The organism is Mycobacterium sp. SMC-16 (genome assembly GCF_046250085.1).
Lineage (GTDB): Bacteria > Actinomycetota > Actinomycetes > Mycobacteriales > Mycobacteriaceae > Mycobacterium > Mycobacterium phocaicum.
Genome location: NZ_CP176427.1, coordinates 339,037 through 360,681, shown reverse-complemented (window position 1 = coordinate 360,681; position 21,645 = coordinate 339,037). Strand labels below are relative to the sequence as shown.

Annotated in this window: 20 protein-coding genes; 14 read left to right on the top strand and 6 right to left on the bottom strand. The window is 66.5% G+C overall.

Features of this window, described 5'->3' with window-relative positions; translation table 11 throughout:
• The first annotated feature begins 55 nt into the window (after positions 1-55).
• Complete coding sequence (locus ACJEIK_RS01615; RefSeq protein ID WP_409430919.1) at positions 56-877, top strand: SAM-dependent methyltransferase; 822 nt, start codon at positions 56-58, stop codon at positions 875-877.
• A gap of 284 nt (positions 878-1,161) precedes the next feature.
• On the opposite strand, the gene ACJEIK_RS01610 is transcribed toward ACJEIK_RS01615, so the two are convergent.
• A complete protein-coding gene (locus tag ACJEIK_RS01610) occupies positions 1,162-1,740 on the bottom strand; it encodes a VOC family protein (protein ID WP_061003154.1) in 579 nt (192 codons plus the stop codon).
• Positions 1,741-1,835: 95 nt separating this feature from the next.
• Between ACJEIK_RS01610 and ACJEIK_RS01605 the strand changes: the two genes are divergently transcribed.
• The 5 genes from ACJEIK_RS01605 to ACJEIK_RS01585 all read left to right on the top strand — a co-directional run bounded on the left by ACJEIK_RS01605 (position 1,836) and on the right by ACJEIK_RS01585 (position 7,257).
• Positions 1,836-2,465 carry a TetR/AcrR family transcriptional regulator gene (locus ACJEIK_RS01605; RefSeq protein WP_226520444.1) on the top strand — a complete coding sequence of 210 codons (630 nt, stop codon included), beginning with the start codon at positions 1,836-1,838 and terminating at the stop codon, positions 2,463-2,465.
• Positions 2,462-3,601, top strand: coding sequence for an alpha/beta hydrolase (locus tag ACJEIK_RS01600; protein ID WP_267324523.1), 1,140 nt, complete (start codon positions 2,462-2,464; stop codon positions 3,599-3,601). Before ACJEIK_RS01605 ends, ACJEIK_RS01600 begins: the two co-directional genes overlap by 4 nt.
• A complete protein-coding gene (locus ACJEIK_RS01595; RefSeq protein WP_267324522.1) occupies positions 3,577-4,560 on the top strand; it encodes a 2-hydroxyacid dehydrogenase in 984 nt (327 codons plus the stop codon). Before ACJEIK_RS01600 ends, ACJEIK_RS01595 begins: the two co-directional genes overlap by 25 nt.
• Positions 4,561-4,653: 93 nt before the next feature.
• The gene (locus ACJEIK_RS01590; RefSeq protein ID WP_267324521.1) at positions 4,654-6,834 is read left to right on the top strand and encodes an acyl-CoA dehydrogenase; all 2,181 of its coding nucleotides are present in this window, start codon (positions 4,654-4,656) and stop codon (positions 6,832-6,834) included.
• A 126-nt stretch (positions 6,835-6,960) separates the two neighbouring features.
• Positions 6,961-7,257, top strand: a complete 297-nt coding sequence (locus ACJEIK_RS01585) for a hypothetical protein (RefSeq protein ID WP_407665115.1) — start codon at positions 6,961-6,963, stop codon at positions 7,255-7,257.
• Here the strand turns inward: ACJEIK_RS01585 and fadD2 are convergent.
• Complete coding sequence (gene fadD2, locus ACJEIK_RS01580) at positions 7,254-8,954, bottom strand: long-chain-fatty-acid--CoA ligase FadD2 (RefSeq protein WP_409430918.1); 1,701 nt, start codon at positions 8,952-8,954, stop codon at positions 7,254-7,256. The two genes, ACJEIK_RS01585 and fadD2, sit on opposite strands and share 4 nt — an antisense overlap.
• Positions 8,955-9,019: 65 nt before the next feature.
• On the opposite strand from fadD2, the gene ligD reads away from it, so the two are divergent.
• Together ligD and ACJEIK_RS01570 are read left to right on the top strand one after the other, a co-directional pair.
• Positions 9,020-10,258: a non-homologous end-joining DNA ligase gene (gene ligD / locus ACJEIK_RS01575; protein WP_226520439.1), complete on the top strand. Its 1,239-nt coding sequence runs from the start codon at positions 9,020-9,022 to the stop codon at positions 10,256-10,258.
• A gap of 165 nt (positions 10,259-10,423) precedes the next feature.
• Positions 10,424-10,882 (top strand): STAS domain-containing protein, encoded by a 459-nt coding sequence (locus tag ACJEIK_RS01570; protein WP_064860397.1) that lies wholly within the window; start codon positions 10,424-10,426, stop codon positions 10,880-10,882.
• A 165-nt stretch (positions 10,883-11,047) separates the two neighbouring features.
• Here ACJEIK_RS01570 and ACJEIK_RS01565 read toward each other — a convergent pair whose 3' ends face one another.
• Positions 11,048-11,509, bottom strand: coding sequence for a PPOX class F420-dependent oxidoreductase (locus tag ACJEIK_RS01565; RefSeq protein WP_061003171.1), 462 nt, complete (start codon positions 11,507-11,509; stop codon positions 11,048-11,050).
• A 55-nt stretch (positions 11,510-11,564) separates the two neighbouring features.
• Here ACJEIK_RS01565 and ACJEIK_RS01560 point away from each other — a divergent pair, with 55 nt between their 5' ends.
• On the top strand, positions 11,565-11,966 hold the full coding sequence (locus ACJEIK_RS01560; protein WP_064860398.1) for a MerR family transcriptional regulator: 402 nt from the start codon (positions 11,565-11,567) through the stop codon (positions 11,964-11,966).
• Positions 11,967-11,987: 21 nt separating this feature from the next.
• Here the strand turns inward: ACJEIK_RS01560 and ACJEIK_RS01555 are convergent, their stop codons facing one another.
• Entirely contained in the window at positions 11,988-12,551 is a 564-nt protein-coding gene (locus tag ACJEIK_RS01555; protein WP_064860403.1) for a hypothetical protein, read from the bottom strand.
• Positions 12,552-12,815: 264 nt separating this feature from the next.
• Between ACJEIK_RS01555 and ACJEIK_RS01550 the strand changes: the two genes are divergently transcribed.
• Positions 12,816-14,123: a hypothetical protein gene (locus ACJEIK_RS01550; RefSeq protein ID WP_409430917.1), complete on the top strand. Its 1,308-nt coding sequence runs from the start codon at positions 12,816-12,818 to the stop codon at positions 14,121-14,123.
• 90 nt (positions 14,124-14,213) lie between these two features.
• On the opposite strand, the gene ACJEIK_RS01545 is transcribed toward ACJEIK_RS01550, so the two are convergent.
• Positions 14,214-15,059, bottom strand: a complete 846-nt coding sequence (locus ACJEIK_RS01545; RefSeq protein ID WP_409430916.1) for a hypothetical protein — start codon at positions 15,057-15,059, stop codon at positions 14,214-14,216.
• Between the two features lie 427 nt (positions 15,060-15,486).
• On the opposite strand from ACJEIK_RS01545, the gene ACJEIK_RS01540 reads away from it, so the two are divergent.
• Positions 15,487-16,647: a hypothetical protein gene (locus ACJEIK_RS01540; protein WP_409430915.1), complete on the top strand. Its 1,161-nt coding sequence runs from the start codon at positions 15,487-15,489 to the stop codon at positions 16,645-16,647.
• Between the two features lie 117 nt (positions 16,648-16,764).
• Positions 16,765-17,184: a nitroreductase family deazaflavin-dependent oxidoreductase gene (locus ACJEIK_RS01535; protein ID WP_061003179.1), complete on the top strand. Its 420-nt coding sequence runs from the start codon at positions 16,765-16,767 to the stop codon at positions 17,182-17,184.
• Here the strand turns inward: ACJEIK_RS01535 and ACJEIK_RS01530 are convergent.
• Complete coding sequence (locus ACJEIK_RS01530; RefSeq protein ID WP_061003181.1) at positions 17,171-17,752, bottom strand: TetR/AcrR family transcriptional regulator; 582 nt, start codon at positions 17,750-17,752, stop codon at positions 17,171-17,173. The genes ACJEIK_RS01535 and ACJEIK_RS01530 overlap by 14 nt on opposite strands.
• A 306-nt stretch (positions 17,753-18,058) precedes the next feature.
• On the opposite strand from ACJEIK_RS01530, the gene ACJEIK_RS01525 reads away from it, so the two are divergent.
• Positions 18,059-18,493 carry an MmpS family transport accessory protein gene (locus ACJEIK_RS01525; protein ID WP_064860213.1) on the top strand — a complete coding sequence of 145 codons (435 nt, stop codon included), beginning with the start codon at positions 18,059-18,061 and terminating at the stop codon, positions 18,491-18,493.
• Positions 18,490-21,384 (top strand): RND family transporter, encoded by a 2,895-nt coding sequence (locus tag ACJEIK_RS01520; protein WP_409430914.1) that lies wholly within the window; start codon positions 18,490-18,492, stop codon positions 21,382-21,384. The genes ACJEIK_RS01525 and ACJEIK_RS01520 overlap by 4 nt, the downstream gene beginning before the upstream one ends.
• Positions 21,385-21,645: the final 261 nt, after the last annotated feature.

Here is a 21,645-nt window from a genome sequence, read left to right as displayed (position 1 = left end):
GTCAACGGGCAAAAATATCCAAGCGTCGCGCGCATCAGACCGGCACCATGGGGACATGCACCAAGGAGCACAGGCCGTCGCGAACACCGGCCTTCTGGTCGCCGCCATCCGCGCCGACGAATCACGCCGCCCTGACCGCCTTTTCACCGATCCGTTCGCCGACCGCCTTGCCGGGGAGACGGGCCGCCGGCTGCTCGCCGAAGCCGTCGCCGAAGCCGGGGACCGCCCGACCCGGCAGATCGTGGTGCGCACCCGGTTCTGGGACGAGGCCCTGCTGCGCGCCACCCGGTCCGTCCGTCAGGTCGTGATTCTCGCCGCGGGTATGGATGCCCGCGCCTACCGGCTGTCCTGGCCGGACGGCACCACGGTGTACGAATTGGACCAGCCCGAGGTGATCGCCGCCAAGGCCGCGGCGCTGGAGGGCGAAGATCCGTTGTGCACCCGGGTGGCCGTCGGCGTCGATCTCACCGGCGACTGGACAGAAGCACTGCAGTGCAACGGTTTTGACGACCGGAAGCCGACAGTCTGGTTGATCGAAGGACTACTGCAATACCTCGATGAGGCCGCTGTCGGCACGGTCTTCCAGCGGGTCGACGCGCTGTCGGCGGCCGGTTCGGTGCTGCTGTACGACATCGTCGGCAAGACGCTGCTCGACGCGCAACTGCTTGCGGCGGTACGCCAGTCGATGGCACGCAACGGCGCGCCGTGGTTGTTCGGCACCGACCAGCCGGGTGAGCTCGCAGAGCGCCACGGCTGGTCGGCGGTGGTCACCGACGTGGCTGTGCCGGGCAACGAGTGGGGCCGTTGGTTCGCCCCCGCGGTGCCGATGGATGTGCCCGACGTCCCGCGCGGTTACTTCGTCGAAGCGACGAAATAGGTTGGCGCCGAGCGTGGCGGGTATTGATCCTGCACTCATGGTCTCGCGCACTCAGCTTTTTGCGCCGTAGCCGCGGAATCAATGACAGTCTCACGTTGATCCTGCAGCCCGGGTCCCCATCACTCGAGCTTTGTGAGCGTCAGCGCAGGGTCGACGTCCGCAAGACATTTGCTTGTCAAGTGCCCAGCACGCGGAGGCTCGCGACCGTGCCACCAGATCGTCGATTTCGCGGCAGATTCAAGCGGTCTGATTGCACGCTCGAGACAAACCCGGCATTCCAGCCGTCAGACAGAAGCCACCGCGGGCCGCCGGTCGGCCGCGGTACGCGGCTCCGTCACGGTGTCGGCCTCGGTGAATTCCTTGGTCCAGCAGGCGAACTCCAGCGTGATGCCGTCAGGGTCCTGGAAGTAGAACGACCGGACGTACACGCCGGGGTGCACCGTCGGCGACGCCTGCATGGGGCTCTCGTCGTGGTTCAGCACCGGCCCGACCCGCACGCCCTTTTCCTTGAGCCGCTTGCGGTACTCGTCGAACTTCTCAGCGGGTACGTGAAAGGCCAAGTGGTTCAACGACCCGACGGCGCTCATGAACTCCCCGATACCGGGCAATGCCGCCGGTTGCGAGATACCGGGCGCTCCGTCGGGAGCCTGGGCGAACCAGAAGAACGCCACGCAGTCGCCGTTGCCGGCGTCGAAGAAGAAGTGCTGCCCCATGCCGCCTGGCAGGTCCAGCGACTTCACCAGCGGCATGCCCAGCACGCCCGAGTAGAAGTCGACGGTCCGCGCCATGTCCGCACAGACCAGGGCGACGTGGTTGATGCCGCCCAGCTCGAATTCGGCGTTGCGGTTGTCGGGCTTGATCATCGTGCCACTCCTGACGACAGGGTCTGGTCAATCACCTAATCTGAATCTAACATCAGGTTCAGGTTTGATCAATGACACCTCGAAAGGACGCCACTGTGACTGTCGCGCCCCGCGAGCAGCTGCCCACCGTGCGGGGGCGCCAGACGCAAGCGGCGATCGACAGCGCCGCCCGCGCCGTCATTGCCCGCAAAGGCATTCTGGCGACCACCATTTCGGACATCGCAGCCGAGGCCGGCCGGTCCACGGCGTCGTTCTACAACTACTACGACTCCAAGGAGGCGATGGTCCATGAATGGGCGCAACGCTTCCGCGACGAAGCCCGGGAGCGGGCCCTGCCGGCCATCAGCGCCGAGCTGACCAACTGGGAGCGCTCCCACCAGGCCGCCGCCGCGCACTGGGAGACCTACCGGCACCGGCTTGCCGAGGTCATCGCCATTTCCCAGTTGGCAATGATCAACGACGATTTCGCGCAGTATTGGTCCGAAATCTGCGAGCTACCGATCTCACTGATCGTGTCGATGGTCAAACACGCTCAGCAGCAAGGCTTCTGCCCGGATGACAATCCACGGCTAGTTGCCGTGGCATTGGTATCGATGCTGAACCAGTTCTGCTATACCCAATTGTCAGGTGATGGCGCCACCACCGCAGACGACGACGCCTGCGTCACCACCCTGGCCAACATCTTCTACCGGACCATCTACCACGAGGGGAATCCGCGTACATGAATAGACCTGGAAGTTCGTCTGCCGCGGGAGTCACCCGAGAGTTCATCGGGATGGACTCGCCGACCGCGCTGCGTGCCGGGTCTGGTGGTCACCCCTGCCAGGGCATCTACTACCGCGGCATGGGCCGGAAGCCCAAGGTGGCGATGATCGCCACGCACTACCAGATCGATTTCGCCGAGCACTATCTCGCCGACTACATGGCAACCCGCGGTATCGGGTTCCTCGGCTGGAACACCCGATTCCGCGGTTACGAATCCAGCTTTCTGCTCGATCACGCGCTCGTGGACATCGGCGTCGGGGTGCGCTGGCTGCGCGAGGTCGCCGGTGTGGAAACCGTTATTCTGCTGGGCAATTCGGGGGGCGGCTCCCTGATGGCCGCCTACCAGGCCCAGGCGCTGTCACCAAATATCACGCCGCTGGAAGGGATGCGCCCGGCGGCCGGTGTCTACGACCTGCTCCCGGCGGACGGCTACGTCTCCAGCGCCGCCCACCCGGGCCGACCGGATGTGCTGACCAATTGGATGGACGGCTCGGTGACCGATGAAACCGACGCACTGGCAACCGATCCCGATCTCGACCCGTTCGCCGAGCACAACGGCCCGCCCTTCTCGCCGGAATTCGTCCAGCGGTACCGCGACGCGCAGGTCGCCCGCAACCACGCGATCACCGACTGGGTGGAGGCCGAATATGCGCGCGTCCGTGCCGCGGGCTTCCGGGACCGCCCGTTCACCGTCATGCGCACCTGGGCCGACCTGCGCATGATCGACCCCACGCTCGAACCCACCAAGCGCCCCGCCAATCAGTGCTATGCAGGATCCCCCGTGCAGGCCAACCGCTCGGCCAACGGCATTGCCGCGGCCTGCACACTGCGCAGCTGGCTGACGATGTGGAGCCTGCGGCACGCCCAGACCCGGGCCGAGCCGCACCTGGCCCTCATCGACAACCCGGCGCTGGTGATCAACGCCGAACAGGATTCGGGCGTGTATCCCTCTGACGCGCAACGCATCTACGACGCGCTGGCCACCACCGACAAGACGCTGCACGCCATCGACTCCGACCACTACTTCACCACCCCGGGCGCCCGCAGCGAGCAGGCCGATCTGATCGCCAAATGGATCGCCAAGCGGTGGCGGTGAGCCGGCCCGTGCGGGTGTTGGCGCATTTCACGCCCGGCCCGCGGGTCATCGAATTCCTTGCTCCGCTGCAGGATCTGGTCGATGTGCGGTTCTGCGCGGCGGACGACGACACGACGTTCTACCGGGAGCTGCCGGACGCCGAGGTGCTGTGGCACGTCCTGCGGCCGGTCAGCGCCGCGGATCTGGAATCGGGCGGGCGCCTCAAGCTGGTCCACAAGATGGGAGCGGGCGTCAACACCATCGACGTCGCCGCCGCGACGCGGCTCGGCATCGCGGTCGCCAACATGCCGGGCGCCAACGCGCCGTCGGTCGCCGAGGGCGCCGTCATGCTGATGCTGGCCGCGTTGCGACGGCTGCCGGAACTCGACCGCGCCACGCGCGCCGGCGCCGGCTGGCCCACCGACCCGACACTCGGCGAAACGGTCCGGGACATCGGCAGCTGCACCGTCGGCCTCATCGGGTACGGCAACATCGCCAAGCGGGTCGAGACCATCGTCACCGCCATGGGCGCCACCGTCGTGCACACCAATACCCTTGGCGCGCAGGGCCACCCCGGCTGGCGGACGCTCCCCGACCTGCTCGCCGCCAGCGACGTCGTCTCGCTGCACCTGCCGCTCACCGAACACACCGAAGGGCTGCTCGACGCCGAGGCGCTGGGCCTCATGAAACCCGGTGCGGTCCTGGTCAACACCTCACGCGGCGCCGTCATCGACGAACCCGCGCTGGTCTCCGCACTACAGCACGGACCCCTACAGGCCGCGGGCCTCGACGTCTTCGCCACCGAGCCCGTCGACGCCGCCAATCCACTGCTCAAGCTCGACAACGTCGTCGTCAGCCCGCACACCACGTGGTACACCGCCGACACCATGCACCGCTACCTGGCCGAAGCGGTCGGTAACTGCGAGCGACTCGCCGCTGGACAGCAGCTGGCCAACGTAGTGAACGAAGTGAACCTCTAAACACCCGTCAAGTGGGTTACTCTCGGAACCAACCGACCAGTTATTTGGTTGGGTGCGCCCTGCACAGCCCACAGCCGGTCACAGGAGGCAACGATGCCCATCGCGATCACGTCCGAGCACAACGATCTGGCCGATTCGGTCCGATCCCTGGTGGCGCGGGTCGCGCCGTCCGAGGTCTTGCACGAGGCCCTCGAGACCCCGATCAGCAACCCGCCGCCGTATTGGGCCGCGGCCGCCGACCAAGGCCTGCAGGGCCTGCACCTGTCGGAAGCCGTTGGCGGACAAGGCTTCGGCATCCTCGAACTCGCGATCACCCTGGCCGAGTTCGGCTACGGCGCCGTCCCCGGCCCGTTCGTCCCGTCGGCCATCGCCAGTGCGCTGATCGCCGCGCACGACCCCAAGTCGGCCCTGCTGCCCGGCCTGGCCTCCGGCGAGATCATCGCCGCGTACGCCTTGAACTCGGGCCTGACCGCCACCACCCAGGGCGACGGACTCGTCGTCAGCGGTGAGATCCGCGCCGTCCCCGCGGCCGCGCAAGCCGAGCTCCTGGTGGTGCCCATCGACGGCCGGTGGGTGGCCCTCGACACCGCGAGCCTGCAGATCGACCCGGTCCAGAGCGTCGACCCGCTGCACCCCGTCGCCCACGTCCGCGCCGACGCCGTACCGGTCGCCGCCGACCGCATCCTCACCGGCCTGGACCAGTCGCACGCCCGGGCCCTGATCACGACGCTGCTGTCGGCCGCATGTGTCGGCGTCGCGCGGTGGGCCACCGACACCGCCGCCGCGTACGCCAAGATCCGGGAGCAGTTCGGCCGCCCCATCGGTCAGTTCCAGGCCATCAAGCACAAGTGCGCCAACATGATTGCCGAGACCGAGCGGGCCACGGGCGCCGTCTGGGATGCCGCCCGCGCGCTCGACGAGCACGCGTCCGGTGACGCCGAATCCGACTACCTGTTCGCCGCCGCGGTGGCCGCGACCCTGGCGCCCGTCGCCGCGCAGCACTGTGCGCAGGACTGCATCCAGGTGCACGGCGGCATCGGCTTCACCTGGGAACACGACACCAACGTGTACTACCGGCACGCCATCGCGCTGGTCGCCGGATTCGGCCGGGCCGCGGACCACCCGCGCCAGGTCGTGGACCTCGCCACGACGTCCGGCATGCGGTCCATCGACATCGACCTGGACCCGGACACCGAGAAGCTGCGCGCCGAGATCCGGGCGGAAGTGGCTGCGCTGAAAGCACTTCCGAGCGGACCGGAGCGCAACGCCGCGATCGCCGAAGGCGGCTGGGTGCAGCCGCACCTGCCGACGCCCTGGGGCCGGGCCGCAGAGCCGATCGAGCAGATCATCATCGCTCAGGAGTTCAGCACCGGAAAGGTGCGCAGGCCACAGATGGGCATCGCGGCGTGGATCATCCCGTCGATCGTCGCGTTCGGCACCCACAAGCAGCAGCAGGACTTCCTGCCGCCGACGTTCCGCGGCGACATGATCTGGTGCCAGCTGTTCTCCGAGCCCGGTGCCGGCAGCGACCTCGCCAGCCTGACCACCAAGGCCGTCAAGGTCGACGGCGGCTGGCGCATCACCGGCCAGAAGATCTGGACGACGGGAGCCCAGTTCTCCGCGTGGGGTGCGCTCCTGGCCCGGACCGACCCCAACGCGCCGAAACATCAAGGCATCACGTATTTCCTGCTCGACATGAAGAGCCCCGGCGTCGAGGTGAAACCGCTGCGCGAGCTCACCGGCAACGCGATGTTCAACACCGTCTTCATCGACGACGTCTTCGTCCCCGACGACATGGTGCTCGGCGAGGTGAACCGCGGCTGGGAGGTCAGCCGCAACACCCTGACCAACGAGCGGGTATCGATCGGCAGCAGCGAGCCGCCGTTCCTGGCCAGCCTCGATCAGTTCGTGGAGTTCCTGCGGGACGGCGAATTCGACGAACTGCAGCGCCACGAGGCCGGCAAGCTGATCGCCGAGGGCCACGCCGCGAAGCTGCTCAACATGCGCTCGACGCTGCTGACCCTCGCCGGTGGCGACCCGATGCCGGCCGCCGCGATATCCAAGCTGTTGTCCATGAAGACCGGCCAGGGCTATGCCGAATTCGGGGTCGCGTCGTTCGGCAGCGACGCGGTTGTCGGTGACCCGCAACAACCCTCCGGCCGGTGGGACGAATACCTGTTGGCCGGCCGCGCGACGACCATCTACGGCGGCACCTCCGAGGTGCAGCTGAACATCATCGCCGAGCGGCTGCTGGGCCTGCCCCGCGACCCGTAACCGCTGCCCACCAACGGCCGGGAAACCCTCATTTCAGTGCAGAAATGGGGGTTTTCCCTATTGTCCGAGGCTGGTCGGCCAGGTGTACCGTTGACGTAGGCGGAAACATGTTTGGTGGTGATGGTCATGACCACAACAGAGCCGGCCACACGCGCGTCACGCATCCTGCGGCCGGTCTTGATAGCAGCCGTTGCGCTCGCGTTCACGATCCTGCCGACGGCCCTGCGCAGCCCGACCGTCACGCTGCAGGCAACCGGCGATCCGTGCGTCAACGGCATCGTCCCGTGGAACCCCTACGTCGTGAACTGCAACCTGCCCGATCGCAATACGCCCAGGGTGCGCGGCGCGGCTCCCGACGCCGGCGCCATCATCGCGTGCCGCGGCAGGCCGGCCTGCCTGTCCTGGTACGTCAACGGGTACTAGAGGTCCATCTCCCGTAGCGCGCGCTTGAGGATCTTGCCCGTGGGGTTACGCGGCAGCTCGTCGAGGAACACGACCTCGCGCGGAACCTTGTAGCGCGCCAAGTGATCTCGCACGTAGGACTTGATGTCGTCCTCGCTGACCGTCGCCCCCTCGGTTCTGACCACGAAGGCCCGCAGCCGCGCGCCGAAGTCCTTGTCGTCGACACCGATCGCGGTCGCCTCCACCACCTCGGGGTGTCCGCTGATCAGGTCCTCGACCTCGGCGGGGAAGACGTTCTCGCCGCCGGAGACGATCATCTCGTCGTCACGGCCACTGACGTACAGCAATCCGCGCTCGTCGAAGTAGCCGACGTCGCCCGACGACAGCATGCCGTCGATGATCTCCTTGCCACCGCCGCCGGTGTACCCCTCGAACGGGAAAGTGGTGCCGACGAAGATGCGCCCGACGCTGCCCTGCGGCAGTTCCTTGCCGTTGTCGTCGAAGATCTTCACGCGGACGCCCTTGACCACCGGGCCGACCGTCGCCGGGTTGATCGACAGGTCCTGCGGACGGGCGATGGTGGCGAACGAGATCTCGGTCGACCCGTACAGGTTGTAGATCACCGGGCCCAGATCCTTGAGCGCCCGTGTCGCCAGTTCGGATCCCAACTGCGAACCCGACACGAAGACGATCCGCAGGCTCGACAGGTTCGGCTTCGGTGACGCCTTGTCCAGCTCGTCGAGGATGCGCGACAACATCACCGGCACCACCACCATGGCGGTGACCCGGTGCCGCTCGATGTCGGCGAGCACGGTGGCCGGCTTGAACCGGCGCCGCAGCACCAGCGTGCTGCCGAGCAGCATGGCGATGGTCGAGTGCAGGTACCCCAGCGCGTGGAACATCGGCGCGGGCAGGCTGGTCACCTCACCGGATTTGAACGGCACCGACGACAGCACGCCACCCACCGGGGCCAGCGACGGCGGGGCACTTCGGTTGGCGCCCTTGGGAGTTCCCGTGGTGCCGCTGGTCAAGATGATGATGGACGCCGATTTGGCGGCCTTCGGCGGCGCCAGGCTGCTGGTCCGGGCGATGACCTCTGCCAGCGATTCGTCGGTGCTGTCCGACGGTTCCGGCTTGTCCGGGTTGTGCCCCAGTGCCCGCAGCTTGCCCAAGGGTGGCTCGGACAGCGCGACGGCGTCGGCGTATTCGTCGTCGTAGATGATGAGCTGCGCGCCCTCGCGCTCGGAGACCTCTTTGATCTGCGGACCCGAGAATTCGGTGTTCATCAGGATGATGCGCGCGCCCACCCGCGCCGCGCCGTACACCGCGATCAGGAACCACCGGTGGTTGCGGGCCAGGATCGCCACACCTTCCCCGGCCTGAACCCCCTTGGCGCGCAACGCGTTGGCCGTCGCGTTCACGGCGTCGTCGAACTCCTGGAAGGTGATGTCACCGTCGTCGTCGATGACGGCCGTGCGGTGCGGGGTACGCCGCGCGTTGAGCGCCGGGACCATGCCGATCTCACCCCAGCGGGCAATGTCGGCCAGCATCGCCGCGATGTGCTGCGGCGACTCGAGTTTGAGCGCGCCCGCCTCGAACATCTTCTTGGCGTAGTGCAGTTCGGCGGCGCCGCGGTCGACGTATTTCCCGACCGACTTCTCCAAAGTTTCCTGAACCTTGTTTGCCACCTGCGACGGGAGGTCAGTCAGCTTCGCCATGAGCCAACCATAGGTGACACCACGGGTAACGCGGCCGGAACTCTCGCGCCAATTACGATGACTTCATGGGTGACTCGCGGTCCCTCGAGGTGGGCGGGCGCGAGGTTGTCGTGAGCAACCCGGACAAGGTGATCTTTCCCGAACCGGGCGTGACCAAGCTGGACCTGGTCAACTACTACCTCGCCGTCGCCGACGGCGCGCTGCGCGGCGTGGCACGACGGCCCATGATCCTGAAGCGGTTCGTGAAAGGCATTGCCCAGGAGGCGATATTTCAGAAGCGGGCGCCGGAGAAACGCCCGGACTGGATCGACGTCGCCGAGCTGAAGTACGCCTCGGGCACCTCCGCGAAGGAAGCCGTCATCGACGAGGCCGCCGGGCTGGTGTGGGCGGTGAGCCTGGGCTGCATCGACTTCAATCCACATCCGGTCCGGGCCGACGACCTGGAACATCCGGATGAACTGCGCGTGGACCTCGATCCGATGCCGGGTGTCGAGTGGCCGCAGATCGTCGACGTCGCCATCGTGGTGCGGGACGTGCTCACCGACTACGGGCTGACGGCCTGGCCCAAGACGTCCGGCTCGCGGGGTTTCCACATCTACGCCCGGATCGAGCGGAACTGGCCGTACACGCAGGTGCGGCTGGCCGCCCAGACCGTGGCCCGCGAGGTGGAGCGGCGCGCACCGGAGTTGGCGACCAGCCGCTGGTGGAAAGAGGAACGCCAGGGCGTCTTCGTCGACTTCAACCAGAACGCCAAGGACCGGACGGTGGCATCGGCCTACTCGGTACGGTCACGGCCCGACGCCCGGGTCTCGACACCGCTGTTCTGGGACGAGGTCCCGGGCTGCCGTCCCGAGGAATTCACGGTGGCGACGGTGCCCGCCCGGTACGCGCGATTCGGCGACCCGTGGGCCGGGATGGACGACGCCGCGGGTGGCCTGGAGGGGTTGCTGGCACTGGCCGAAGAACTGGGCCCGATGCCCAAGGCGGAGAAACCCGGGGGCGGCGCGGCCGCCGACGGCCGGCGGGCGTCACAGATGCCGCTCATCGAGATTGCCCGCACGAAGACGCGCGACGAGGCGATGGCCGCCCTCGACGAGTGGCGATCGAAGCATCCGGAGGCGGCGTCTGCCCTGGAAGCCATAGATGTTCTGGTCGACGGCATGCGCGGGCCCAGCTCGATCTGGTACCGCATCCGGATCAATTTGCAGCACGTGCCGGAGGAATTGCGGCCGCCGCGGGAGCCTCTCATCGCCGACTATTCGCCGTGGGTGGGGTATCAGGGCCATCAGGGCCGCCGTCGGTGACCGTTACCCCGCTGAGACCATGTTTGCTAGCTGGAGCTATCACACTTCTTAGCGATGATTTAGGACTTACTCCCCGGTACCTTAACTTGGCCACATAACTTCGATCTCGAGCCGGAGAAACGACACAGCTGTCGGGCGTTCGGCAACATCGAAGGGAGGCATCACATGGCTACGGTCACCAGCGACTCAGCTCCGACCACCGCTTTCCGCTATGGCAATCCGGCGGTCGCCTGCGGCGACGCCGAGGTGCGCGCCCAGTGCCGCCAACTGGCGACGGTACTCACCGTCACCGGAGTCATCGACGAAACCGATGTGGACCTGGTTGCAGCGCAGGCACGGCGCTGCGTCCTTCCCGAGAAGCCGTTCATCCTGGACCTGAGCGGGGTCACCTCGTTCGCAGTGTCCTGCGTCGAACTGCTCGACAAGGTCAACGACAGCTGCATCGCAGCAGGTAACGAGTGGTCTCTCATCGCATCCCAGCCGGTTTCGACCGCGCTGCTGGCCTGCGGCGCAGAGTCCGCCTTCCCGACCGCAACCTCCGTCTCCGAAGCGCTGCACCACTTCTCGGACAGCATGTACGAGCGCCGTCGGTTGCTGCCGTTCCTCACCAAGAAGTCCGCGTAAGACAGGAACTGAACATGTTGATCGATCTCCGCTGGCTGAGTGCCCTGCTCCACCACCGTCGTAAGACGCATCTGGCGACGCCGGCTTTCTGACCATCTACAACCTCCAAACACGGTGCCGACACCAATCTGGTGTCGGCACCGTGCTTTTGTTTGACGTCGAACGTCAAGAGCTGAAGTCGATGCGCACGATGGCGCTGTCGTCCCAGACATCACGGTTCCGCGCCTTGTGCCACTTCTCGCGCCACGGCAGCCCGGCGTGCACCTGGGTCACGCCCGGAATCCTGATCAGCGGCACCAGATTCCACTGCCACCCGTAGCGCCGGTGCAACACGCGGTTGGCATCGGTCGCGGCGACACCCTCGAGAATCGTCGCCGTGCCCGTGAATAGGGTTGCGCCGCTTAGTTTTCGGCCGCGGTAATCACACGCCGTCAGTTCGACTCGCGGATGTGCCCGCATCCGTGCGGTTTTCGGACCGCGCTTGGTCCGGAACACGATCGAATCCGGCTCGACGGCGAACCAGATCGGGGTATCGACCGGCCGGCCGTCGCGCCGGTAGCTCCGGAGCAGCGCGTAGCGGGTCCGGCTCAGTTCACTGATATCTGATCGCTGTGTGTTGGTAGCCATGCGTACAGTCAACGACTTAGAGTTGGCTTCAAGTCAAGGCCGAATCAGGAGTGTCATGGCCACGTTCACCATCGGCGAAGTGTCGGCGCGCACCGACGTCGCCGCGACGACCCTGCGGTACTACGAGCAGATCGGCCTCATCCCGGCACCGGCCCGCGTCGGTGGCCAGCGCCGCTACGACGACACCGTCATCGATCGCCTCAACGTCATCCGGGTATGCAAGACCGCCGGATTCTCTCTCGATGAGATCCAGCTGCTGTTCGCCGACGATGCCCCCGGCCGCAGCGCCACCCGCGCGCTGGCTCAGACCAAGCTCGACGAGATCGACGCCAAGATCGCCGAACTGCACCTCGCGCGCGCGATCGTCGAGTGGGGCATGCAATGCACGTGCCCGTCGATAAGCGCATGCAGCTGCGGTATCCATCCTCCCAAGCCCGGGGACACCCAGACGGCCTGACCGCCGACCCGTCGCCTGCTGTCAGTGCCCGCCCTGACGGGCCCCGCCGACCTCTGCCGGCAAGGGTGGCGGCAGCGGCGTGGTCGGTACGGGCGCGGGAGCTCCGGTGACCGGTGTCGACGGCGTGCCCACCGGTCCAGCAGCGGGCGCAGGCGCAGCCGCGGTTCCGGACAACGGCCCGCCGCTGCGGAAGAAGGTCATGGGCTCGGACCGGATGGGCTGCGAACCCGCGCTGATGTCAAGCGATTTCGCGCTGACGGTATAGGTGATGCCGTCGCTCGTCGCGGTGTAGCCGCCCTGGCCGTCCGCGCCGGCGGCGACGATCAGCTTCGCGCCGTCGCTGATCCGGACGCCGCGATACTGATAGGCACCCCCGGCGCTCTTGCAGATCGCGACCCGCGACGAGGCGGTGCTGCCGAAGGCCACCGCGGTATCGCCGGTCGGGCAGCGCGCCGTCGAGTCGACGAACCCCTGAGCGTCCGTCGCGGGATCGGCCGCGGCCGGCCAGCTTCCGGCCAGTGCCAGCCCCGCACCCGTCAGGGTCGCAACCGCCAGCCGTGCCGCACGGAATGTGAAGTCGGACATCGTCACCACCACATCACACCGCGACCGGTTCGGCGAGCGCCCACACCGCACCCCTGGCAAATCGTCTGGACATCACAGCCGCCGGTCCGTGGATGAATTCTTGGAAAACTTCAGCTTGATTTATTTACCCGGGCAGGGAAATTGTGCACGTATCGCCTGGTCAGGCGGCCGATGGGCGATTTTGCTCAGCTAGAGGCACCTGGCGGTTTCCGCTACTTTCAGACCGCCTAATTCCGCTCTGCCTCACTGAATCCGGGGTCCATCATGCAAATCGCTGTTCGGCACAACGCACTGCCCTCGTCTCTCGTTGCCGGAATGTGCTCGGTGTGCGTCGTCGCCTCGGTAGGAGCCGCCGCACCGTTGCCCGCGCCGCACTCCGTGCAAGCGGCACATTCCGCCGTGGCCACCGTGTCCACCTATGCGGAGAAGTACTACCTGACGGCCTTCCCGGAGGATCTGCTCCAGCTGGTCTCACTGCCGTTCACGGCGTACCAGACCTTCCTGAACAACCTCATCGCCGGCCCCAATGAGTTCATCAAGGCCATCAACACGCTCAACGCCGCCATCTACGCCCAGACCGTCGGGCCGTTCGTCGCGCAGTTGATCCAGGGCCCGAACGCGATCATCACCGGCCTCAACAACATCAACAAGGCGATCTACAACCAGACGCTGCTGCCGATCGTCAACACCCTGATCGCGGCGCCGAACGCCATCATCAAGGGCATCAACGCGATCAACGCCACCTTCTTCAACGGCACGACCGCGAAAATCCCGGTGCTCATCACCACCGCGATCAACACCGCGATCGCCGCGTTGCAGAACCTCAGCACGCTGCCCGCCACCATCATCAAGGGGATCAGCACCCTGCCGGGTGCCCTCATCGCCGGACTGCAGGCCCTGCCGGGCGCGATCCTGTCCGGATTCCCGCTGGCCGCAACGCCGTTGGCCGCCACCACGTCGCTGAAGACGCTGGCCTCGGCGACGACGCTGCCGACCACCCAGACGCTGTCGCTGACGGCCAAGCCCGCCGCCGCCACGGAGACGGACACGCCGAAGGCCACCGGTGCGACGTCGCCCGAAACCGGCACGACGCCCACCGCCACCGACTCGGGGAAGACGACCGAGAGCACCGGCGCCACCACGGCCGGCCAGACCGACGCCAAGGACACCAGCACGCCCGCCGGCAAAACCGACGAGAAGGCCGCGACCAAGGACGCCGACACCAAGGCCACCACCGAGACGAAGACCACCGACGCCAAGGACTCGAGCACCAAGACCACCGACGCCAAGGACTCGGGCGCCAAGGACTCCGAGACCAAGAGCTCCGACAAGCCGGACACCAAGTCCAGCAGCAAGTCTGACGACAAGGCCGGTGCCGACAAGTCGACGAAGGCGGAGTCGGGCAAGTCGACGAAGGCCGACAAGCCCGCCAAGAGCGGCAAGCACAGCGCTCCCGACGGCGCCCGCGGTTCGGTCTCCGTGCCCGCGGGTTCGACCGGCGGCAAGCACCGTGCCCCCGAGGGCGGCGGCGCGTCGCACGCCTCGAGCAGCAGCAGCAGCCACGACAGCTGACAAGTAGCGCAACAACATTGAGGGCTGTGGCTTCGAAAAGCCACAGCCCTCAATGCATTCCCGCCGGCATCCCGCCGGCGGGGTCAGACCTCAGTAACCGGGAATCGCCGGGACCAGCGGCGAGGACGCCAACTGCAGTGGCGCCTGCGCCGTGGGCGCCAGCAGACCCGGTGCGGGCACCGCGACCGAAGGTGCAGTCAGGCCCGGCGTCGCAGTCAACGGCGCAGTCGCCGCGCCCAGCGCACCGGGAACCGGAGCCGTCGCGGCCCCGAGCGTGCCCGGCAACGGTGCCGTCACTGCACCCAACGTGCCGGGCAGCGGTGCCGTCGCCGCACCCAACGTGCCGGGTACCGGAGCCGTTGCCGCCCCCAGGACGCTCGACACAGGGGTTGTAGCGGCGCCCAGCGTGCCCGGCACCGCGCCGGTGACGCCCGACAGGTTCGGCACCCCGACGGAAGGCAGCCCCGGCGGTGTCACCGGCAGGCCACCGTTCATCAGGGCCGGGATGTTCCCGTTGGCCAGCGCCGTCATGAAGGCGGGGCACTGCGTCTGGATCGCGACCTGCGTGGCGAACCCGGCCAGCGGCGGCGCGATGCCGCCGTTGCCGCTCATCTGCGTTGCCGTGCTGGCCATCTGGCTGCCCGGCTGCACCAGCAGCGGGCAGATCGAGGTACCCACCTCGGCGATGGCGCTGCTGACGGGCCCGTTGTTGCCGATACCGACATCATTGAGCGCGTCATGGACGACGTCGGCCTGGGCGCGCGGTCCCCACATGAGGGCGGCGGCCACGATGGCCCCGGCCACCACGACAGGTCGCAGCACCGCGGCTGATGTCGCGATGACATCCACCGAGCCGACCTGTGTCCTTCCGGTCTTCGGCCGGCCCGGGCGGGCGGCCACCGGTCTGCGGTACGTCACTTCAGTAGTTGCGGTCATCAGCACGCTCCCTGTTCCTGAGTGCTCGGCGCCACACTGGGCACTGATTTCACTTGGGTAACGGTGGGCTACAAAAGTCACAAATACAACACGGAGCGATAACCGTTCGAACCCTATGCGAGTCGCTATCTTGATCTCTGAGACCGGACTGAAATTCTGTCTCTTTTTCTTACCGGAGCTTCAACTCAATAACACCAGTAGTCACATTTGCCTCATTAACACCTTGCGACACAATTGGGAAGAGGCGTCAATATCTGGTCGATTTCCGGCCGTTTTCAAGGTGCGCCGCGGCCGGCTCCACCCGCCGGCGAGCCCCGACCAAGCCCCCATCAATTGACGCCGGAGTAGGCCTTCCGTTGTTCATAGCTAATGGTCAGACGGGTGTGACATACTGCACTTTGGTCAGAAAAGGGGAGGTGATCTCCGCGTGATGCCCCACGCGCGGCTCCTCGCCGCCTCCAGCCTCGTCACAGCAGGCTTGCTGGTGCTGGGCCCCGAAGCCGTCGTGGCGTTGGCCGACACCGACACCGGCAGTTCCAGCACAGGCACCTCGGGCGGCTCGACCACTGGCACCTCGGGCACCACAGGAACCACGACGGGTACGACGACCGGTGGCACGACCACGGGCTCGGACACGTCGACCACCACCGGCGGCAGCACCACCACCGGCTCCACGACCACCGGATCGTCGACCACCACCGGCTCGACCACGGGCAGTTCGTCACCGAACCTGCAGACCACCCTCGGGGGCATGGTCGGCCAGTTCACCCGCATCATCCAGCACCCGACCAGCATCATCGGCGGTGCACCGCTGACCGGCCTCGTTCCGGGCGTCAAACCCAGCCAGGGCGTCCCTGCGCTCATCCCCGGCGCCGCACCGACATTCAGCGCACCTACCCCCGTCAAGAGCACAGCGCCGCAGCCGTCGGCTGCCGTGACGCCGGACTCGACGGTGACCACCCCGGGCCCCACTGCCGCGGCCACGCCGAAACCCCCGCTGGCGCAGCTCCCGCTGGCCGTGGCCCAGGTTCCGCTGACCGCGCTGGACCTCGTCAAGACCACGATCCCGACGGTCGTCGAAGCGGTGCCGATCCCGGGTCTCGCCGCACTGCCCGTCTTCGCCGACGCCCTGATCAACCCCATCGAGACCACCGTCCGGGATTTGGCGACGGCCGCCTCCAACCTGCCGTTCCTCCAGTACACGCCGGGTATGCCCGCCATCGCGTTGCCACCGGACAACCGGGCCCTGCAGCTGAACGCTCCCCAGCTGCCGAAAACCTTTGGCGAAAGCACTGATTCGATGCCGCGGGACATCTCGCCGGGCGCTCCGGGCACCCCCGACAAGCCGGTCCCGCCGGTCCGGCCCCGGGACGTCTTCGCCGCCGAGACGCTTCTCGTCGCCTCGAAGGACTTCCGGCCGGGCTATCCGGACTACCTGCGGGCCGCCGGCCTCCGCGAGGTCGCGGCGGTCGCCGTCCCCGGATTCGCCGGCATCATCACCCTCACCGCCGCCGGCGGGCTGATCGGATTCCGGCAGGCGCGGGCCACCTCGTCGGCACCCACGCGCGCCCGACGATTCGTCAACTAGGTCTGTACCTGCCGGCAGCACAAGATTTCGGCCGAGCGCTCCCCCGGATGGCCGCCGAACGGGAAGAATTGGGCTCGACCGGAATAACCCGGCTTCCTCAATCCGTTGGGAATCGACGTGACCGAACATGAACTGAGCCCCACCGACTGGGTGCGCAAGCAGACCGAACAGATTCTGGCGCAGGGCACCACCGATGGTGTGCAGATCCTCGATCGGCCGGTGGTCCTGTTCACCACCACCGGAGCCAAGTCCGGCAAGAAGCGTCTCGTGCCGCTGATGCGCGTCGAGCACAACGGTCGTTACGCCCTGGTGGCCTCCAAGGGCGGTGCCCCCGAGCACCCGTCGTGGTACCACAACGTCAAGGCCAACCCGCAGATCACAGCGCAGGATGGCGACAAGGTCATGGAGCTGACGACACGTGAGCTCGAGGGTGACGAACGGCAGGAGTGGTGGGACCGGGCCGTCGAGGCCTACCCGCCCTACGCCGAATACCAGACCAAGACCGACCGCCTGATCCCGGTCTTCATCGCCGAATAGCGTCCGGCTCCACCGCCGGAAGCAGCCGCCGCGCGGACTGCAACAAGATGCGGTGGAGTTCGCCGTCGGGGATGTCCTGTAGGTCGGGATCCATCGCGCTGCCGTAGACGCCCGAGGTGACCAGCGACATGGTCACCCGGGTTTCGGTATCTGCGCCGTCCATTCCGAGCACCCGGCGCAGGCGCTGGTTGATGGCGCTGCACTCTTCGTGCGAGTTCACCAGGGTGTCGATGGCCGGGTCGCGATAGAACACCGCCGTCACCCGCCGGTGCCGAACCGCGAGCTCGACGAACCCGGCGATCGCGGCTTCCTGGCGGGCCGGCCCGCTCCCCTCGGCCTCGATCGCGGTGGCCAGCTGATCGAGGTCTGCGAACACCGGCCGGATCACGGCCAGGACGATGTCGTCCTTCGAGTGGAACTGGTAGTACACGGAAGCCTTGCTGACCCCGAGATGATCGGCGATCATCTGCAGCGATGTGCCGTTCACGCCGTGGTCCGCAAACAACGCCAGGGCGGCGTCGATCACCCGCGCACGCGCCGATCCGCGTGGCCCCACCGATTTGGCCAATCCTCGCTCCCTGTTCGCCGACCACCCCTGGCGGTCGTCGTGTAGCCGCGGTCACCGCTGTCGCAGCGACGTCACGTGCGTCACAGGCAAGGCCCCGATGTGGGCACCGACCTGCATCAATCAATTCGCTTAACTTGTCTAAGTTTACCTTGGTGGATACGCTGAGTCTGCCGATCGGCAGATTGAAATGTGACACACCTGTGGGCGCCGCACAAACGGTACGCAGCGTCCCAGGTCACAGGGTCCGCCGAGGTATGTCGAGCAATCGAAGGACGGGGAGGTCAGCATGACCAAGGAGATCGCCGCGTGATCGGCAATGCGCTCAAGAAGGCGTGGATCCCGTTGCTGATCCTCGCCGTGGCCCTCGTCGCCGGTTTCACCGTGCAGCGCGTGCGCACCTACTTCGGCCAGAACCCCGTCATCGTCACCCCGCGCAACTTCGCCGACGACGCCAAACCGTTCAAACCCAAGGTCGTCACCTACGAGATCACCGGCGAACCCGGCGCCTACGCCGACATCAACTACCTCGACCTGGACGCCAAACCCCAGCGCGTCGATCACGCGATGCTGCCCTGGAAACTCGTCCTGTCCACCACCGCACCGGCGGCCTCCCCCAACATCGTCGCCCAGGGCGACGGTGACTCCATCACCTGCACCGTCCACGTCGACGACGAACTCAAAGACACCCGAACCTCCACGGGCGTCCACGCCCAGACCTTCTGCCTGGTGAAATCTGCATGAGCAACCACAGCCTCGACACTCCGACGGACTCGTTCCCCAAGGCCGGGCAGCCGCCGCACCGGCCGCTGATCCCCCGTCTGATCCGCACGCTCGCGATCCCGGTCATCCTGGCCTGGATCGGCATCGTCGTCATGCTCAGCACGATCGTGCCGGGGCTCGATGAGGTCGGCAAGATGCGATCGGTCTCGATGTCGCCGCACGACGCGCCCTCGATGATCGCGATGAAGCAGGTCGGTTCCGACTTCAAGGAATTCGACTCCGACAGCTCGGCCATGGTGGTGCTGGAAGGGCAGGAGCCGCTCGACGCCGCCGCCCACGCGTATTACGACCAGATGGTCGCCAAGCTCCAGGCCGACACCGCGCACGTCGAGCACGTGCAGGACTTCTGGAGCGACCCGCTGACCGCGTCGGGCTCCCAGAGCGCGGACGGCAAGTCCGCCTACGTGCAGGTCTACCTGCGCGGTAACCAGGGCGAATCGCTCGCCAACGAGTCCGTCGAGACCGTCGACAAGATCCTCAAGAGCATCCCCGCTCCCCCGGGCGTCAAGAGCTACGTCACCGGCGCGGCCGCCCAGGCGTCCGACATGAACGTCGCCGGCGACCGCAGTTTGAAGATCATGGAGGCCGTTTCGTTCGCGGTCATCATCATCATGCTGCTGCTGGTGTACCGGTCGATCGTCACGGTGCTGATCGAGCTGTTCATCGTGATGGTGCTGGTGGGCGCGGCGCGCGGCCTGGTCGCCGTGCTCGGTTACTACAAGGTCATCGGCCTCTCGACGTTCGCCACCAACCTGTTGCCGATGCTGGCCATCGCTGCGGCCACCGACTACGCCATCTTCCTGATCGGGCGGTATCAGGAGGCGCGCACCGCGGGGATGGACAAAGACGACGCCTACTACGACATGTATCACGGCACGGCGCACGTCATTCTCGGTTCGGGTCTGACGATCGCCGGCGCGACGTACTGCCTGCACTTCACGCGGCTGCCGTACTTCCAGACGCTGGGCATCCCGCTGGCCATCGGCATGGTCACCGTGGTGTTGGCCGCGCTGTCGCTCGGCCCGGCCCTCATCACCGTGGTCACCAAGTGGGGCAAGACGCTCGAGCCGAAGCGCGCGATGCGCGTGCGCGGCTGGCGCAAGATCGGCGCGGCGATCACGCGCTGGCCGGGCCCGATCCTGGTCGCCACCATCGCGGTGGCACTGGTCGGCCTGCTGGCGATCCCCGGCTACAAGACGAGCTACGACGATCGCCAGTACATGCCCGCGGACCTCACGTCCAACGAGGGCTATGCGGCCGCCACCCGGCACTTCTCGCCGGCCCGCATGAACCCTGATCTGCTGCTGGTCCAGACCGACCACGACCTGCGTAACCCGGCGGACTTCCTCGTGATCAACAAGATCGCGAAAGCCGTTGTGGCCGTTCCCGGTATCGCTCAGGTGCAGGCCATCACCCGGCCCGAGGGCACGCCCATCGAGCACTCGACCATCCCGTTCCAGCTGGGCATGCAGAGCACCACGCAGGTGATGAACCAGAAGTACCAGCAGGACATGATGGCCAACATGCTCAAGCAGGTCAACGACATTCAGGTGAGCATCGACACCATGACCAAGATGCAGGCCATCACGGTCCAGATGTCGACCGTCATGGACAGCATGGTCGGCAAGATGCACGGCATGTTGTACGACATCGAAGATCTGCGTAACCACATCTCCGATTTCGACGACTTCTTCCGGCCGATCCGCAACTACCTGTACTGGGAACCGCACTGCTACGACATCCCGGTCTGCTGGTCGATGCGGTCGGTGTTCGACACCCTCGACGGCATCGACACCATGACGGACGACTTCCAGACCGTCATCCCCGACATGGACAAGATGTCCGCGCTGACGAAGCAGATGGTTCAGGTCATGCCCCCGCAGATCGAGACCATGAAGAACATGAAGAAGTACATGCAGATGATGTACGCCACCCAGAAGGGGCAGCTGGATCAGCAGGCCGAGGGCCAGAAGAACTCCAGCGCCATGGGTGAGGCCTTCGACAAGTCGAAGAACGACGACTCGTTCTACCTGCCGCCGGAGGCCTTCGACAGTGCGGACTTCAAGCGCGGCATGAAGAACTTCATCTCGCCCGACGGCAAGTCGGTGCGGTTCATCGTGCAGCACGAGGGCAATCCGCTTACGCCCGAAGGCATCTCGCACATCGACTCGATCAAGCTGGCCGCCAAGGAGGCGATCAAGGGCACCCCGCTGGAGGGCTCCAAGATCTACCTGGCCGGTAGCGCAGCGACGTTCCGCGATATGGCCGAGGGTTCGGACTACGACCTGATGATCGCCGGAATCTCTGCTCTCGCACTGATTTTCGTCATCATGCTGATCATCACGCGAGCCGTGGTGGCCGCCGCGGTGATCGTGGCGACGGTGGCGATATCCCTGGGTGCGTCGCTGGGTATGTCGATCCTCATCTGGCAGTACCTGATCGGCCTGCCACTGCACTGGATGGTGATACCGATGTCGGTGATCATCCTGCTGGCCGTCGGTGCGGACTACAACCTGCTCCTGGTGGCCCGGTTCAAGGAGGAGATCCAGGCAGGCCTCAACACCGGCATCATCCGCGCCATGGGCAGCACCGGCTCGGTGGTCACCAACGCCGGCCTGGTCTTCGCCTTCACCATGTCGTCGATGATCATCAGCGAGCTGCGCATCATCGGCCAGGTGGGCACCACGATCGGCCTGGGCCTGCTGTTCGACACTCTGGTCGTCCGGTCGTTCATGATGCCGTCGATCGCCGCCCTCATGGGCAAGTGGTTCTGGTGGCCGCAGATCGTGCGTCAGCGGCCGAAGCCGGTACCGTGGCCGACCCCCGCCGAGAAGGTCGACGCGACCGTCTGACCCGTCGTAACCGAAAGCGCCGCGCTGAGATCGTCTCTCAGCGCGGCGTTTTCGTCTGCGCGTAGGCCTCGACCTTCTGCATCAACGCAATCTCAACTGCGCCAGGGAATTCCGACCACGTGCTCGGCGCACGCGACCCGTCACATGCATGGCGGGGTACGCCGTTTCAATCACCGAGCGCCGGCGTGGTCCCGGTTGAAGCCAGGGACCTTTCCAGAACCCCAGCGGTCCCTGGGTTCAATCGCCGGCGTCAGATTGCCG